Origin of the sequence: Flavimobilis rhizosphaerae, from assembly GCF_014852685.1 — a bacterium.
Lineage (GTDB): Bacteria > Actinomycetota > Actinomycetes > Actinomycetales > Cellulomonadaceae > Flavimobilis > Flavimobilis rhizosphaerae.
In genome coordinates this window covers 48,098-63,435 of record NZ_JACZDF010000005.1, presented here as the reverse complement: position 1 = coordinate 63,435, position 15,338 = coordinate 48,098, and the positions used below count along the sequence as shown (strand labels likewise).

Here is a 15,338-nt window from a genome sequence, read left to right as displayed (position 1 = left end):
GTCGTGAGTGCAGCCAGCGCTCGTTCGGGGGAACGACGAAGCGGACCCAGGTGAACCTGGATCCGCTTCGCGTCGCTGTCTCAACGAGTGTCCGGAGGGGGACTTGAACCCCCACGCCCGATAAAGGGCACTAGCACCTCAAGCTAGCGCGTCTGCCATTCCGCCACCCGGACAGGTGACCATCACGGCCCGAAAGCCGTGCGGTTGTTCAGTTGTCTCAGCGAGTGTCCGGAGGGGGACTTGAACCCCCACGCCCGATAAAGGGCACTAGCACCTCAAGCTAGCGCGTCTGCCATTCCGCCACCCGGACAGGTGACCCTCGCGAGGTGACCCCCGCTCGGTGCTGGAAGAACATAGCACGGCCGGAGCCCAGAAATCACATCGGCACCAGAGCCCCTCACCGCCCCTCGGCACAGGTGCGTCGGGCCTCCTCAACGGAAGTCACGCGAGCGCGACGGCACCGCGAGCGACAGCGGCGCGAGGTGCTCCGCGACGAGGTTCGTCGCCCCGTCCGCACGCTCGAGCCGCCCCCGCACGACGAGCGCCGCAGCCGACCGTGCGACCGTCCGGTGCCTCTGCCACAGCCCCGGCGAGCACACGACGTTGAGCAGCCCCGTCTCGTCCTCGAGCGAGAGGAAGGTCACACCGCGCGCCGTCCCAGGACGCTGCCGGTGCGTGACGACCCCCGCCACGGCGACCCGACGTCCTGCCTCGTGGACCGTCGCCGCACCCACCGTGAGGACGCCTGCCGCGTCGAGCCCGGGGCGGACGAACTGCGTCGGGTACTCCTCGGGCGAGACGCCCGTCGCCCACACGTCCGCGACCGACCGCTCGACCTCGCTCATCCCCGGCAGCGTCGGAGCCTCGACCCCGACGCTCACCCCCGGGAGCGTCGCGGGCGACTCCTGCGCCACTGCGGCGGCCGCCCACAGCGCAGCCCGCCGCGAGCCCGCGTACGCGTCGAGCGCACCCGCGGTCGCAAGCGCCTCGAGCCGCGCGACCGTGAGGCCGACGCGTCGCGCGAGGTCCGGCAGGTCGACGAACGGCGCCCGCTCCCGCTCCGCGACGATCCGTCCCGCGACGTCCTCCCCCACGCCCCGCACCTTCGCGAGCCCGAGCCGCACCCCGAGCGCCCCGTCCTCGCACCGCTCGACGCGCGCCTCGACGCCTGAGCGCGTGACGTCCGGGCGCAGCACCGTGATGCCGTGCCGACGCGCGTCCGCGACGAGCGACTGCGGCGAGTAGAAGCCCATGGGCTGCGCCGCGAGAAGCGCCGCGTAGAACGCCGCCGGATGGTGCACCTTGAGCCACGAGCTCGCGTAGACGAGGTACGCGAACGAGTAGGCGTGCGACTCGGGGAAGCCAAAGTCAGCGAACGCCTTGAGCTTGTCGAAGATCTGCTCGCCGACCTCCCGCGAGATGCCGTTCGCCGCCATGCCCGCGAGCAGCCGCGCGTGCAGAGCCTCCATGCGCTCGGCGGAACGTTTGGATCCCATGGCGCGACGGAGCTGGTCGGCCTCGGCAGGTGTGAAGTCTGCGACATCGATCGCCATCTGCATGAGCTGCTCCTGGAACAGCGGTACGCCGAGCGTCTTGCCCAGGGAGTTCTTGAGCAGCGGGTGGAGGAAAGTGACGTCCTCCCGGCCCCGCGCACGGTTGATGTACGGGTGCACCGAGTTGCCCTGGATGGGACCGGGCCGGATGAGCGCGACCTCGATGACGATGTCGTAGAACGTCCGCGGCTGCAGCCGCGGCAGCGTCGCCATCTGCGCCCGCGACTCGACCTGGAACACCCCGACCGTGTCCGCCGCGCACAGCAGGTCGTACACCGCCGGATCCTCCTGCGGCAGACCGTGGAGCGTGAGCTCGACGCCCTCGTGCTCGGCGACCTGCTCGAACGCGAGCCGCAGCGCCGTGAGCATGCCGAGACCGAGCAGGTCGAACTTCACGAGGCCCGCGTCCGCGCAGTCGTCCTTGTCCCACTGGAGCACCGTGCGGCCCGGCATGCGCGCCCACTCGACCGGGCACACCTCGACGACCGGCCGGTCGCACAGCACCATGCCCCCGGAGTGGATGCCGAGGTGACGCGGCAGTCGCAGCAACTGCTCGGCAAGGTCGAGAACGTCCTCCGGGATCGTGCCTTCCGACGCCGCGGACGGCGGTCTCACGGCAGGCACGACGTCACGCCCGTCGTCGCTCAGCACCGCCCCGGGGTCGCCCGGCACCGGGACCGCCGCGACCGGCCCGCCGCGGCTCACCGTCCACCACGGGCTGTCGTCCTCGGGCCCGCGCAGGCTCCCCCAGCGCTCGATGCCCTTGCTCCAGGCATCCTGCCGCCCGACGTCGTGCCCGAGCGCGCGCGCGGCGTCCCGCACCGCCGAGCGCGGCCGGTAGGAGATGACGTTCGCGACCTGCGCCGCGTGACGCCGGCCGAACCGCTCGTAGACGTGCTGGATGACTTCCTCACGACGTCCCGACTCGATGTCGACGTCGATGTCCGGCGGGCCGTCACGCTCGGGCGCGAGGAACCGTTCGAAGAGCAGGCCGTGCGCGACCGCGTCGACCGCCGTGATGCCGAGCGCGTAGCAGACCGCCGAGTTCGCGGCCGAGCCGCGACCCTGCGCGAGGATCCCCTGCTCGCGGCAGAACGTCGCGATGTCGCTGACGATGAGGAAGTAGCCGGGGAAGCCGAGCGCCGTGATGACCTCGAGCTCGTGCTCGAGCACGAGCCGCGCACGCTCGGCCCGGGCGGTGCCCGGCTCGCCGTAGCGTTCGAGCGCGCCCCGACGGACGAGCTCGCGCAGCCAGGAGGCCTCGTCGTGCCCCGCGGGCACGGGGTACGGCGGGAGCGACGGTGCGACGAGGCTGAGGTCGAACGCGCACTCCCGGCCGAGCTCTGCGGCGGTGAGGACCGCCTGCGGGTGCGCACGGTGGCGCGCGAGCATCTCGTGCGCCGAACGCAGGTGCGCGGCGGGGGCACCCGGCAGCCAGCCGTCCATATCGTCGAGCGAGCTGCGCGCGCGGATCGCGCCGAGCGCCGCCGCGAGCGGCGCCTCGGCGGGCGTCGCGTGGTGGACCGCGCCCGTCGCGACGAGCGGCAGGCCCGCGTCCGCGGCGAGCGCCGCGAGCAGCGCGTTGCGCTCAGGGTCGCGCGGGTCCGCCGTGTCGGTGATCTCGACCGCGACGTTGTCCCGCCCGAACGCCGCCGTGAGCCGGTCGAGCTCACGCCGCGCAGCTGCGGGACCGCCCGACGCGAGCGCCGACCGCACCGCGCCCTTGCGGCAGCCCGTGAGGACGAGCCAACGGCCGTCGGCCCGCGCCCCGAGGTCCTCGAGGTCGTAGCGCGCAAGCCCCTTGGCCCCTGTCGCGAGATGCGCGTCCGCGATCGCGGCGGACAACGCCGTGTAGCCGTCGGCCCCGCGCGCGAGGACGAGAAGGTGCTCGGAGCGGGGGTCGGGCACGCCCGTCGGCGCCTCGAGGACCGGCGGGCCGTCGGGACGGTGCGCAGGCAGGTGGAGCTCGGCGCCGAAGACCGTCGGGAGACCTGCGCGGCGTGCGGCCTGCGCGAAGCGCACGACCCCGTAGAGACCGTCGTGGTCCGTGAGCGCGAGCGCCTCGAGGCCGAGCCGCGCGGCCTCGGCGACGAGCTGCTCGGGCTGGCTCGCTCCGTCGAGGAAGCTGAACGCGGAGTGCGCGTGGAGCTCGGCGTAGCGCGGCTCAGTCATAGCTGGCCTCCCACCACCAACGACCGGCCGAGCCCGCGAGGAGCACAGCCGGGGTGTCGTCGTCGGCGGTGCGGACGACGGCCTGGACGTGGACGAGCCGTTCTGCGTCCTCGCGCCACCACCGCTGCGCGAGCGGCCAGGGCCCCGCCCACGCGACGACCTCGCCCACGGGAACCTCAGGCGGAACCGCTGCCCGACGCGGGCGGGCCGCAGGGCGGCCGGCCGTATGACCGTGCCGGCCGACGGTCGTCGGCCCGTCCTCCGCGGGTGCGGGCGGCAGCGCCCGCACGTGCGCAGGCTCCCCCGAGACGGCGAGGCGACGGTCGACGACGACGGGACGGCCCGACGCGTCGAGCAGGCGCACCTCGACGGGCTCGGGCAGGACGCGCGCCGGGGCGGGCGAGGGCAACGAGCCGGGCCACGGCCGGTCGAGCGGGCGCAGCGGCGGCGGTTCCTCGCCCCACGGGACGACGCTCACGCGGTCGCGCGCCGTGCGGCCGCCCTGGAGGCGCGCCGCGAGGACACCGTCGGCGCCGAGCAGCCCCTGGACGCGGTCGAGCGCCCGCAGGGCCCGCAGCGACGAGCCTTGAGCCGAGCCCCACAGTCCTTCCTGGTGCTGCCCCGCGTCGACGAGGTCCTCCGCGGTGACCGTGAGCCGGACGATGCCTGCCGCGTCGTCCCCGCTCGGGTGCTCGTCCGCGGGGTCCGGCGCGTCGGACGTCAGCCAGCCCTCGAGCTGCCAGCGCACCCGGTCGGTGATGCGGGCGGCCGTGAGCCCGCCGAGCGCCGCGTCGTCGGTGCGCCACGTCCGCACGTGCTCACGACCGTCGCCGCGCCGTGCGGCGATGCGCAGGCGCGCGCACGTCGCCCCACGGGCGACGAGCGCGGCGTGCAGCTCGGCCGCGAGCCGGCGCGCCGCGAACGCCGCGGTGTCGACGCGGACGGCTGGCGGGTCAAGCTCGCACGTCGCCTCGACGTCGGCCTCGGGCCGCCGCCGTGCGGGCGGTCGCAGGTCCTCGCCGCGGCCGACGCGCTGCGCCCAGACGCCCTCGGCGCCGAAGCGTGAGGCGACCGCGTGCGCGTCGAGCGCCGTGAGGTCCCCGACCCGGCGCACACCGAGCCGGTCCCAGAGATCGACGAGCTCGAGCAGCGCGGTGGCGCGCTCGGGCGTCACGGCGACGTGGACGAGGTCGCGCAGCGGCCGCGGCGCGAGGAAGTCCGCGCTGCGCCCGGGCGCCACGAGCCGGTCCTCACGCGCCGCGAGGACGGCGGCGAGCACGCCGTCGGCGATGCCGACGCGGCACTCGTGCCCCGTCGCGTCCGCGACGCGCTCGACGAGGAGCCGCACGAGCTCGTCCTCGGAACCGTGGAAGCGCGCAGCGCCCTCCGCGGGCAGGAGCAGAAGCCCGGGCCGCGCGACCTCGAGCCCCGCGACGACCTCCTCGGCCGCGGCCGCGACGGGCTCGAAACCGCGTGCGTCTCGTGCGTCGTCGACAGGCAGGAGGACGAGCCCGGGACAGGCCTCCTGCGCGTGACGGCGCCGCATGCCGCGACGCACGCCCGCGCGGCGGGCTGCGGGGCCGACCGCGACGATCCCGCGAGCGTCCTGCACCGCGACGGGCACGGCGGGCGAGTGCCCGGCCGCCGTGGCGGCTGCGACGACGGGCCAGTCGGGCACCCAGACGACGGCCGTCCGCGTGACCTCCGTCGGGGCGGCCCCGGGGGTGGACGCGGCTGCGACAGCGCTCATGCGACACGCTCGACGGGCCTCAGCGGGAGGATCCCCTGATCGTGGGTGGGCCCGGTGGCCTGCGCGGGCAGGCCCTCACGACCGGGCGTCGCGGGTTCGGTCGAAGACGACGTCCGGCTCGTAGCGTCGGTCGCGGTGGCAGGCACGGCGCCGGGGCGGACGTCGGGCGTCGTCACGTCGTAGCCGTCGCCCGGGGCCGGCAAGACGAGCGCGACGTGCGCACGACGCGTCCGGCCGGCCTCGACCCGCGCGACGTGGAGCTCCCGCGAGCGCAGCCGCCCCTCCCCCGCACCGATGCCGCGCCAGCGCACGCCTGTGACCTCGAGGACGGCGCGCGCCCCGGGCCAGGGGCGCACGGCAAGGATCGCGACGCCACGCTCGCGGGCACGGGCGACGAGCCGGCGACGGTCGGCCTCGGTGAGGCCGACGTCACCGATGACGACGATGTCGACGCCGTCGACGAGGGCCGCGAGGACGGTCGCGGCCTCGAGGCCGGGCGTGGGGACGAGGAGGAGCCGGTCGAGGCTCACGCCGGCCTCGGCGGCCGCGACGAGGCCGAGGGCCGGGCAGCCGACGACGGCCGTCCACGGCTCGTCGCCGAGCGCGACCCGCTGCGTCTCGACGTGCGCGAGCATCTCGAGGACGAGGGCGGCCGAGCCCGTCACCTGGGTGACGGTGCCGCGGCGCAGCCCCTCGGGCAGGACGTCCGCGAGCGCGGGCGGCACGGGCAGCGGGGGGCGTTCGGCGGTGCGGACGCCGAGGGGTGGTGCGGGTGCGCGCTGGGGCGTGCGGGTCATGGAGGTTGCCGGGCGGTGGACGGGATCCTGCTGCTGCGGTGCTGGCGCAGCGTTCCGGGCGGCCCCGCGCGAGTGCCCGACGACGACGGGCGCGACGTCCGTGAGCGTCACGCGTCGTGCCCCCGTGCGTTCCTCGGCCGTGCGCAGGGCCGCGAGCGCGCGTGCTGCGCGGTCGGTCCCTGCAGAGGCCGCAGCTGCAGTCGCCATGGTCCGTCCTTCCGTCCCCTCCAGCATATCGAACAGATGTTCGACGTCGAGGACGGTACCCCCTGCGACCGACACTCGCGGCCACGGCCGCGAGACGGTGTCAGGCACGGCGCGGGCGGGTGCCGCTCAGCCGCGCCCGGCCGCGACCTCCTCGAGGAAGGGGCGGTCGAGGAGCGACGTCCAGCGGCGGCCCGAGTCGACGATCCCGTCCTTCTTCCAGCGGCTCATGACGCGGGAGACGGACTCCGGCGTGGAGCGCGCGAGCCCCGCGAGGTCGGCGCGGGAGAGCGGCACCTCGAGCATGACGCCGCGCGGGCCCCGGTCCTCGCCGAGCTTGTCCGCAAGACGCAGCAGGGCGCGGGCGACGCGTTGCGGCACGGTCTCGGTGCTCTGCCCGCCGATGTCGGTGTGGGCGCGGGCGAGCCGCGCGGCGACGTCGTCGAGCACGCGGAGCGCGACCTGGGGCTGCTCGAGCAGCACCTGCCGGAAGTCGCCCTGGCCGATGCGGAGGATGCACGAGCCGACGAGCGCGGACGCGGACTGCAGGTGGGAGGGCTCGCCGAGCGTGCCCATCGCGCCGAAGAGCTCGCCGGGCACGAGGACGTCGGTCACGGTCTCGGTGCCGTCGGCCGTCGCCTGGGACACGCGGACGCGGCCCTCGGCGACGACGTAGAGCGCGTCGGCCGGCTCCCCCGCGCGGTAGACGGGCTCGTCGGCCGCGTACGTGCGGGTGCGCATGCGGCGGTCGACGGCGTCGAGCGCCGCCTCGTCGAGCCCGACGAAGTACGGGGCGCGGGAGAGCACGTGGATTCGGACGGGGCGTGGGCACTCGTGCGGGAGGGTGATCTCCTGCAGCGGGATGGTCCGGCGGGGCCCGACGGAGGGCGGCGCGCCCGCGGCGGTGCGTCGTGGCTCGCGCTCGGGGGGTGCCATCCGTCCTCCGACCTGGTCGTCCTGCACGTGCGCGTCCGAGGCGCGCGGGCCCCGTCCGGGGCCCGCGATCAGGCTATCCCCAGCCCGACGTGACGAGCACCACCGCAGGTCGCAGCGGATGCTGCGGTTGATTGACGGCCGTCATGCCACCCGCGCCGGCGGCTTCCTAGTGTCGGTGGTGCACCGCAGGAACAGCTGCGGGGCTCACCTGCAGCACCGACCGGAAGAAGGCTCATCATGACCACCACCTCCACCCCCGCCACCCGCACGGTCCTGCGCGCCGAGGGCTTCAGCTGCCCGTCGTGCGTCACGAAGATCGAGAAGCAGGTCGGCCGCCTCGACGGCGTCGCGAACGTCGCCGTGAAGTTCGCGTCGGGTCGCATCGAGATCGACCACGACCCTGCCCTCGTCACGGTCGACGCGCTCGTCGCCGAGGTCGCCAAGGCCGGCTACACGTCCGTGCCTGCCGCCTTCTGAGACGGCTCCGACGGCGCGGCCGGGCCGCGCCGTCACCGCTCGTCCCTTCGCAGGACAGCACCGCGTCACCCCGTCCGGGGCGCGCACCTCCTCACGGAAGGAAGCATCATGAGTTCCCTGTCACGCTGGCTGCGCGGCCCCTGGGGTGTCCCGACGGTTGCCGGGGCTCTCATCGTCGCCGCCGCGGTCGCGTCGTTGTCCGTCGGCGTCAACCCGTTCGGCGCCGGTCACGGCGAGGCGCACGCCGTCCCGACCGCGCTCGTCGTCTCCGACGTCCTCATGGTCGTCGCGGCGCTCGTCGCGGGCGCACGCATCGTCCGCACGGCCGTGCGCGCGCTCCTCGTCAAGGTCGTCGCGATCGACCTGCTCGTCTCGATCGCCGCGATCGGTGCACTCGTCATCGGTGAGTACTGGGAGGCCGCCGCGGTGACCTTCCTCTTCGCGTTCGGGCACGCGCTCGAGGTCCGCACGATGGACCGCACCCGCTCGGCGCTCGCCGAGCTCGTCGCCGTCGCCCCCGACGTCGCGGTCGTCCTGCGGGACGGCACGCAGGTCGAGGTGCCCGCGGGCGCGGTGCGCCCGGGCGAGATCGTCGTCGTGAAGAACGGCGCCAAGGTCCCCGTCGACGGCGAGGTCACGGACGGGACTGGAGCGCTCGACGAGGCATCGATCACTGGCGAGTCGATCCCCGTCGAGAAGGTCGCGGGCGACCGCGTCTTCGCCGGCACCGTCTCCCACGGCGGTCTGCTCCAGGTGCGGGCGACCGGCGTGGGCGCGGACACGACGCTCGCGCGGATCATCCACCGCGTCGAGGAGGCGCAGGACGCCAAGGCGCGCACGCAGACGTTCATGGAAAGGTTCTCCGCCTGGTACACGCCGGGGATCATCGTCGCCGCGCTCGTCGCGGGCCTGACCACGGGTGACGTCGTGCTCGCGCTCACGTTGCTCGTCATCGGATGCCCGGGCGCGCTCGTCATCTCGATCCCTGTCGCCGTCGTCGCTGGCATCGGCCGCGGTGCGCGGGACGGCACGCTCATCAAGGGCGGCGACCACCTCGAGACGAGCGCGCGCATCAGCGCGGTCGCGCTCGACAAGACGGGCACGCTCACCGAGGGCCGGCCGGTCCTCATGGACGTCACGGTTCTCGACGACGCGCTCACGCGGGCCGACGTCCTGCGGTGGGCGGCCCGCGCCGAGGCCGGCTCGGAGCACCCGCTCGCACGGCCCGTGCTCGACGCCGCTCGCGCCGAGGGGCTCGACGTGCCGGGGCTTCCCGAGCACACCGAGCCTGTGCCCGGCAAGGGCGTCGTCGCGACGGTCGAAGGCCGTCGGGTCGCGGTCGGCAACCTCGCGCTGCTCGCCGCGGAGGCCATGACGCACGACGTCGCGGCGCCCGAGGCCGAGCGCCTCGCGGGCCTCGGGCGCACGCCCATGGTCGTCGCGCTCGACGGGGAGGTCGTCGGTGTCCTCGGCGTCGCGGACCGTGTCCGCGACGATGCCGCGGAGATGGTTGCACGGCTCCACGCGAACGGTGTGCGCCGGGTCGTCATGCTCACGGGCGACGCACGGCCGGTCGCGGAGGCCGTCGGCGCGGCGGTCGGCGTCGACGAGGTCCATGCGGCGCTCCTGCCCGAGGACAAGCTCGAGGTCGTCGAGCGGCTGCGCGCCGAGGGACACGTCGTCGCGATGGTCGGCGACGGCGTCAACGACGCCCCCGCGCTCGCGGTCGCGGACGTCGGCGTCGCGATGGGCCTCGGCGGCACGGGGGTCGCGGTCGAGACCGCGGACATCGCGCTCGTCCAGGACGACCTGCTGCGTCTGCCCGACGCGATCCGGCTCGCGCGCCGCACGGTGGCCGTCATGCGGCAGAACATCGCGGTCGCGCTCGTCACGGTCGCAGTCCTCCTCGCCGGGGTGTTCGCGGGCGGGGTGACGATGGCGGTCGGCATGCTCGTCCACGAGGCGTCGGTGCTCCTCGTCATCGCCAACGCCATGCGCCTGCTGCGGGCGAGGCCCGCAGCAGCACGTGTCGTCGCCGCGCCCGAGCGCGAGCTCGTGGGTGCCTGACCGCGACGACGCGGGGGTGGCGTCCGACCACCGGTCGGGCGCCGCCCCCGCGTCGCCGCTCGGGAGACGCGCGCCAGGTCGCGTGACCCACGGGGCGTCGCGGGCCATGATGGGTGCATGGACCTCACGCGCCCCGTCGCCCCGGACCCCTACGCCTCGCTTCCGGCCGTGCCGTCGTTCACGCTGACGAGCTCGACGCTCGTCGACGGCGCAGCGATGCCTGCCGAGCACACCGCCGACGGCGGCAACACGTCGCCGCAGCTGTCGTGGACGGGCTTCCCCACCTCGACGCGCTCGTTCCTCGTCTCGTGCTTCGATCCCGACGCGCCGACGCCCGCGGGCTTCTGGCACTGGACGGTCGTCGACGTGCCGGCCGAGGTCACCGAGCTCGACGAGGGGGTCGGCGAGTCCGACCTCATGCTCGACGGTGCGGCATTCCACGTCCGCAACGACGGCGGCGGCTACGACTACACCGGGGCGGCACCGCCCGCGGGCGACCGCCCGCACCGCTACGTGTTCGCGGTGCACGCGCTCGACGTCGACTCGCTCGACCTCGACGCGGAGGCGTCGCCGACGGCCGTCGCGTTCACGGCGCTCTTCCACACGGTCGCGAGGGCGACGCTCACGGTCACGCACGCGCGGTGACCCTGCACGTGCGGGCCGCGGTACCGGACGACGCGGCGGCGCTGGCCGCGCTCGCGGCCCTCACCTTCCCGCTCGCGTGCCCGCCGGGCACCGACCCGGCGGACATCACGGAGTTCGTCCGCGGGAACCTCACGGCCGCGCACCTTGCCGCGCATGTCGCCGACGCGTCGTGCGACGTGCTGCTCGTCGCCGACGACGCGCGTCCGGGCACGCCCCTCGCGTACGCGCTCGTCGTCGACGAGGCGCCGCCGTCGACGGCCGTCGTGCCGGCGCTGTCACGGATGGTCTCGAAGTTCTACGCGCACCCGGACGTGCACGGCACGCCCGTCACGGCCCTCCTCATGGGGGCTGTGCTCGACGCAGGCCGCGCACGTGGTGTCGCAGCGGTGTGGCTCGGCGTCAACCAACGCAACGAGCGCGCGCAGCGCTTCTACGCGAAGCACGGATTCGAGGTCGTCGGGACGAAGCACATGCGGGTCGGTGACCGCATCCACGACGACTTCGTGCTCGCCCGGGTGCTCTGACCCCGTCGAGGGCCGGGTCAGTCGACGGTCGCGTCGGCCGCGCGCCGCATGACGTCGAGGACGTCGCCCGACTCCGCGAACCATCCGCGCTGGCGTCGGGCTCCCCCGCCCCGCGACCACAGGCCGCCGAGCATTTCGGTGACGGCGTCGAGATCGCCCGCGTCGGCCAGTGCGGGGCGGACGTGGTCGACGAGGCTGCCGACGACGTCGTGCGCGGACGCGTTCCGCCACGTCGCGGGATCGACGAGTTCGTCGGCGAGCCCCGAGCGGCTCGCGCGCCACGCTGCGGCGCGCAGGACCTCGGGGTGCAGCTCGGGCAGCGGCTGCCCGGCTGCGTGCTCACGGGCGGCAGTCTCGACGAGGGCGCGGGCGAGGGCCGCGACGAGGGTGGCGGTCGCGGGCGCGAGGCACACGTCGGCGACACGGATCTCGACCGTGGGGTACCGCGCCGAGAGTCGCGCGTCGAAGTAGATCATGCCGGTGTCGAGGATCGTCCCGGTCGCGAGGAGTCGTGCGACGGCGTCGTCGTACGCGTCGACCGAGCCGAACGTGCGGACCGGTCCGGCGGTGGGCCAGCGTGACCATACCTGGGCGCGGTAGGACTCGTACGACGTATCGACGCCCTGCCAGAACGGGGAGTTCGCAGAGATCGCAAGGAGCGGCGCGAGCCAGGGCCCGATGCGGTCGAGCACGGCAACCCCCTCGGCGCGCGAGGTGACGCCGACGTGAACGTGGCAGCCGCTCGTCAGCTGCTCGTCGGCGGTGAGGCCGAACTGCGCGGCGGCGCGCTCGTAGCGCCGCGAGGGGACGCGCGTGCCGAGGACGTGGACGGGGCTCGTGCCGACGGCCGCGATGCGTGCACCGTGCGGGGCCGAGGCCTCGTTCGCACGGGCGCGGCCTGCGCGGATCTCCGCGTCGAGCGCCGTGAGGTCGGTGCACGGGACGGTGCCGGTCTCGATCTGCTCGAGCATGAGCTCGTGCTCGAGGCCTCCGCCCGGCACGTGAGCGGGGCCCTCGCGCAGCTCGGGTGGCGCGGTCTCGAGCACTGCGGCGGCGACGGCGGTCGGGTGTCCGGTCTCGTCGACGAGGAGGAACTCCTCCTCGACGCCCACAGTCCTGAGGTTCGTCATCGTCACAGGGTGGCAGCGGAGCGCGCGTCGCGCGACCCGAGCGTGGACGGTCGATCACGGTCGTCGAGTGCCGCCGTCAGTGCTTCCGTCGAGTGGTGCGGGGCCGGACGCACGACGACGGGCCACCGGCGTGCGGTGGCCCGTCGTTCGTGCGCGGGACGTTGCAGGGGTCAGCTCGTCGCGGCCTCGAGCGCGGGAGCACCGGAGTCGTGGACGACCTCGATGCGACGCGGGCGAGCCTCCTCGGCGACGGGGATGGTGAGCGCGAGGACGCCGTCGCGGTAGCTGGCGTCGATCTTGTCGAGGGCGAGGCCGCGACCGACCGTGAGCTGTCGGGCGAACGTGCCCGCCGGGCGCTCACGGAGGAGCCACTGGCTCACCTCGGTCCGCGCGCTGCGCTCCGCCCGGATGGTGAGGGTGCGGTCCTCGACGGAGACGTCGATCGTGCCGGGGTCGACGCCCGGCAGGTCGATGTTGAGGACGTAGTGGTCGTCGGTGCGGAACAGGTCCATCGGCATGCCGGCGTTGTCGCGCGGGCCGCCGAGCATCGCGCCGAAGAGTCGGTCCATCTCACGGAAAGGGTCTCGCTGAGCAGCCATCTCGTTCACCTCCGCAGAAGATCCCCCGGACCTTCCGGGGGTCGGGGACGCCGGAGTCCGGCGCCGTGGCTACGCCTCTATTTTTAGCACTCTCACCCCCCGAGTGCCAGTCTCGCCGGACAGTTTCGCCACGAGCGATCGATGCGGCCGTGCGTCACCGCACCCGGGTCGCCCAGCCCGCGACCGCGACGGCCGACGCGACGTTGAGCGAGTCCACGCCGCCCGCCATGGGGATCTTCACGGTGAGGTCGCACGCCGTGATCGTGCGCTTCTTGAGGCCGTCGCCCTCCGTGCCGAAGACGAGCGCCAGCTTCTCAGGGGTGTCGTGCTCGAGGACGTCGAGGCTCACCGAGTCGTCCTCGAGCGCGAGCGCCGCGACCGTGAAGCCGAGCGACCGCAGCAGGTCGACCCCGTCGGCCGCACCGTCCGCGGGGCCCGCAGGCCAGTGCTCGAAGCGGGTCCACGGCACCTGGAAGACGGTGCCCATCGAGACGCGCACGGCCCGCCGGTAGAGCGGGTCGGCGCACGAGGGCGTGAAGAGCACCGCGTCGACGCCCATCGCCGCGCACGCGCGCATCGCGGCGCCGACGTTCGTGTGATCGACCGTGTCCTCGAGGACGACGACACGGCGAGCGCCCTGCCCGCCACGCGCCGCCGCGAGCAGCTCGGCGACGGGCGCGAGCGCGGGCCGGTGCATCGAGGCGAGCGCCCCGCGGTGGAGGTGGAACCCGGTGACCTGTTCGAGGACCTCGGCCGTGCCCGTGTAGACGGGCACCCCCGGGTGCTCGGCGAGCACGTCCGCCATGGACGTCAACCACTTGTGCTCCATGAAGAACGAGCGCGGCCGATGGCCCGCGGCGAGCGCCCGCCGGATGACGGTCGAGGACTCCGCGATGTAGAGCCCCTTGCCGGGCTCCGTGCGCGATCGCAGCCTCACGTCGGTGAGCGCGACGTAGTCCTCGAGGCCGGGCGCGGTGACGTCGGTGATCTCGACGAGGTCGAGGTCGGCGGGCAGCACGGTGTCAGCAGGATTCGTGGGCACGGTCCATTGTCACGCATGCCAGCCAGGCTCGGCGCGGGGCGGCTGACGCGGGGCTCAGAGCAGCCCGTGCGCCCGCGCGTTGCGCACGCCGAGGAGCACGCCGACGGCTCCGAGCACCGCCATGACGGGGATGGCGACGAACGCCGTGTGCGTGCCGACCGCGTCGGCCGCCGCTCCGAGGAGGAACGGGGCGATGCCGACGGTGGCACCTGCGACGAACGTCGCGACGGCCTGCGCCCGGTCGGCGCCCTCGCGTGCGATGCCGAGGAGCAGCGCGATCGTCAGGGGGTACTGCGCGCCGTACCCGAGACCCGCGACGACGAGCCCGGCGACGGCGACGCCCGGCGTGTGTGCGGTCCAGAGGACCGCCCAGCCCGCGATCGCGAGGACGAAGCTCGCGGCGAGCACCCGGTCGGCCCCGAACCGCCGGGTGAGGGTCGTCCCGAGGAACCGGACGACCGTCATACCGCCGAGCAGGCCGGCAGTCGTCGCGGTCGCGATGCTCGCGTCAGCGCCCGTGCGCTCGAGGACGAGCGACGTCGACCAGTACGTCGTCGCGTTCTCAAGAGTCATCGCTGCGACGAGCGCGACGAGGAGCCCGGACGTCCCAGGGGCGAGCCGTCGCGACGCCACGCTCACGGAGCTGGTGACCAGAGGACCTTCGGGCACCGGATCCGCGACGTCGCGGGCCTGCGTGCCTGGACCGGGGACGTCGCGCGGCAGACGCGACACAGCGAACGCAACGGTGAGCGCGAGGACGACGGCGACGACGACCGCGGCCCGCCAGCCCCAGCCGATCCCGACTGCGAGACCCACCGCGAGCGGTCCGAGGAGGCCGATGCCCGAGCCCGCCCCGTTGGCCTCGGAGATCGCGGCCGGTGCCGCGAGACCGTGGCGCTGCGAGAGGTTGAGCTGCGCGATCGAGAGCGCGATGTTGCCACCGAGCGCGACGACGGCGATCGAGGGCAGCGTGAGGGCGATGCTGGGGGCGAGGACGAAGCAGGTGACGCCGATCGCGACCGTCACGAGGCTCGCGACGAGCAGCCGCTGCCGCCCCAGGAAGCGGATCAGGTGCGGCAGGACGAGCGCCGCAGTGATCGCGCCTGCTGCCATCGCGGTGCCATGGAGCCCGCCGACGGCCTTGGAGACGCCGAGGTCCTCCGCGAGCAGCGGGACCGACGGACTGAAGGAGTAGAGAAACCACCCCCACACGACGAGGACGAAGTAGTGCGTGAGCGTGAAGCCATCACGGCGGAGGGTCGGGGTGAAGGGCGTGGTCACGGGAGGATCATCGCAGGGTTCGGAGCGTTCCCATGCGGGGACACGTCTCGGCATGCCCGGTGGAGCAGGACGACGTTGGACGACGACGGCGCGCCCCGGAGGTCCCGGGGCGCGCCGTCAGTGCGCGGTCGTGCCGTGCGATGGTGTCGTGCGGTCGTACC

The 15,338-nt window shown here is 74.3% G+C and carries 12 protein-coding genes and 2 tRNA genes; 4 read left to right on the top strand and 10 right to left on the bottom strand.

Translation table 11 applies throughout. The features are described from left to right. Positions 1–88: 88 nt before the first annotated feature. The 6 genes from IGS67_RS10040 to IGS67_RS10015 all read right to left on the bottom strand — a co-directional run bounded on the left by IGS67_RS10040 (position 89) and on the right by IGS67_RS10015 (position 7,412). Positions 89–173, bottom strand: a tRNA-Leu gene (locus IGS67_RS10040). A 52-nt stretch (positions 174–225) separates the two neighbouring features. After that, positions 226–310: transfer RNA gene (locus IGS67_RS10035), tRNA-Leu, on the bottom strand. Positions 311–431: 121 nt separating this feature from the next. After that, positions 432–3,725 carry an error-prone DNA polymerase gene (locus IGS67_RS10030; RefSeq protein ID WP_192280348.1) on the bottom strand — a complete coding sequence of 1,098 codons (3,294 nt, stop codon included), beginning with the start codon at positions 3,723–3,725 and terminating at the stop codon, positions 432–434. Then, positions 3,718–5,475 (bottom strand): Y-family DNA polymerase, encoded by a 1,758-nt coding sequence (locus IGS67_RS10025; RefSeq protein WP_192280347.1) that lies wholly within the window; start codon positions 5,473–5,475, stop codon positions 3,718–3,720. The genes IGS67_RS10030 and IGS67_RS10025 overlap by 8 nt, the downstream gene beginning before the upstream one ends. Further along, positions 5,472–6,479: a hypothetical protein gene (locus tag IGS67_RS10020; protein ID WP_192280344.1), complete on the bottom strand. Its 1,008-nt coding sequence runs from the start codon at positions 6,477–6,479 to the stop codon at positions 5,472–5,474. Before IGS67_RS10020 ends, IGS67_RS10025 begins: the two co-directional genes overlap by 4 nt. 126 nt (positions 6,480–6,605) lie before the next feature. Further along, positions 6,606–7,412: a Crp/Fnr family transcriptional regulator gene (locus IGS67_RS10015; protein WP_192280342.1), complete on the bottom strand. Its 807-nt coding sequence runs from the start codon at positions 7,410–7,412 to the stop codon at positions 6,606–6,608. Positions 7,413–7,649: 237 nt separating this feature from the next. Between IGS67_RS10015 and IGS67_RS10010 the strand changes: the two genes are divergently transcribed. The 4 genes from IGS67_RS10010 (at position 7,650) to IGS67_RS09995 (ending at position 11,125) form a co-directional block, all read left to right on the top strand. Further along, on the top strand, positions 7,650–7,889 hold the full coding sequence (locus IGS67_RS10010) for a heavy-metal-associated domain-containing protein (protein ID WP_192280341.1): 240 nt from the start codon (positions 7,650–7,652) through the stop codon (positions 7,887–7,889). Between the two features lie 108 nt (positions 7,890–7,997). Beyond that, positions 7,998–9,956: a heavy metal translocating P-type ATPase gene (locus IGS67_RS10005; RefSeq protein WP_192280338.1), complete on the top strand. Its 1,959-nt coding sequence runs from the start codon at positions 7,998–8,000 to the stop codon at positions 9,954–9,956. Positions 9,957–10,073: 117 nt separating this feature from the next. Further along, entirely contained in the window at positions 10,074–10,601 is a 528-nt protein-coding gene (locus IGS67_RS10000) for a YbhB/YbcL family Raf kinase inhibitor-like protein (protein WP_192280332.1), read from the top strand. After that, entirely contained in the window at positions 10,598–11,125 is a 528-nt protein-coding gene (locus IGS67_RS09995) for a GNAT family N-acetyltransferase (RefSeq protein ID WP_192280330.1), read from the top strand. The genes IGS67_RS10000 and IGS67_RS09995 overlap by 4 nt, the downstream gene beginning before the upstream one ends. A 17-nt stretch (positions 11,126–11,142) precedes the next feature. On the opposite strand, the gene IGS67_RS09990 is transcribed toward IGS67_RS09995, so the two are convergent. The 4 genes from IGS67_RS09990 to IGS67_RS09975 form a co-directional block, all read right to left on the bottom strand. Next, entirely contained in the window at positions 11,143–12,255 is a 1,113-nt protein-coding gene (locus IGS67_RS09990) for a carboxylate-amine ligase (protein WP_192280324.1), read from the bottom strand. Between the two features lie 170 nt (positions 12,256–12,425). Beyond that, positions 12,426–12,854 (bottom strand): Hsp20/alpha crystallin family protein, encoded by a 429-nt coding sequence (locus IGS67_RS09985; RefSeq protein ID WP_192280322.1) that lies wholly within the window; start codon positions 12,852–12,854, stop codon positions 12,426–12,428. A gap of 154 nt (positions 12,855–13,008) precedes the next feature. Then, positions 13,009–13,896 carry a TrmH family RNA methyltransferase gene (locus IGS67_RS09980; RefSeq protein WP_328742335.1) on the bottom strand — a complete coding sequence of 296 codons (888 nt, stop codon included), beginning with the start codon at positions 13,894–13,896 and terminating at the stop codon, positions 13,009–13,011. A 54-nt stretch (positions 13,897–13,950) separates the two neighbouring features. Then, entirely contained in the window at positions 13,951–15,177 is a 1,227-nt protein-coding gene (locus tag IGS67_RS09975) for an MFS transporter (protein WP_328742334.1), read from the bottom strand. Positions 15,178–15,338 lie beyond the last annotated feature (161 nt).

Excerpts from the sequence above, each read along its gene's own strand:
- IGS67_RS10020 (WP_192280344.1), bottom strand. The coding sequence starts at position 6,479 with ATGGCGACTGCAGCTGCGGCCTCTGCAGGGACCGACCGCGCAGCACGC.
- IGS67_RS09985 (WP_192280322.1), bottom strand. The coding sequence starts at position 12,854 with ATGGCTGCTCAGCGAGACCCTTTCCGTGAGATGGACCGACTCTTCGGC.
- IGS67_RS10015 (WP_192280342.1), bottom strand. The coding sequence starts at position 7,412 with ATGGCACCCCCCGAGCGCGAGCCACGACGCACCGCCGCGGGCGCGCCG.
- IGS67_RS10005 (WP_192280338.1), top strand. The coding sequence starts at position 7,998 with ATGAGTTCCCTGTCACGCTGGCTGCGCGGCCCCTGGGGTGTCCCGACG.
- IGS67_RS09990 (WP_192280324.1), bottom strand. The coding sequence starts at position 12,255 with ATGACGAACCTCAGGACTGTGGGCGTCGAGGAGGAGTTCCTCCTCGTC.
- IGS67_RS10025 (WP_192280347.1), bottom strand. The coding sequence starts at position 5,475 with ATGAGCGCTGTCGCAGCCGCGTCCACCCCCGGGGCCGCCCCGACGGAG.
- IGS67_RS10030 (WP_192280348.1), bottom strand. The coding sequence starts at position 3,725 with ATGACTGAGCCGCGCTACGCCGAGCTCCACGCGCACTCCGCGTTCAGC.
- IGS67_RS10010 (WP_192280341.1), top strand. The coding sequence starts at position 7,650 with ATGACCACCACCTCCACCCCCGCCACCCGCACGGTCCTGCGCGCCGAG.
- IGS67_RS10000 (WP_192280332.1), top strand. The coding sequence starts at position 10,074 with ATGGACCTCACGCGCCCCGTCGCCCCGGACCCCTACGCCTCGCTTCCG.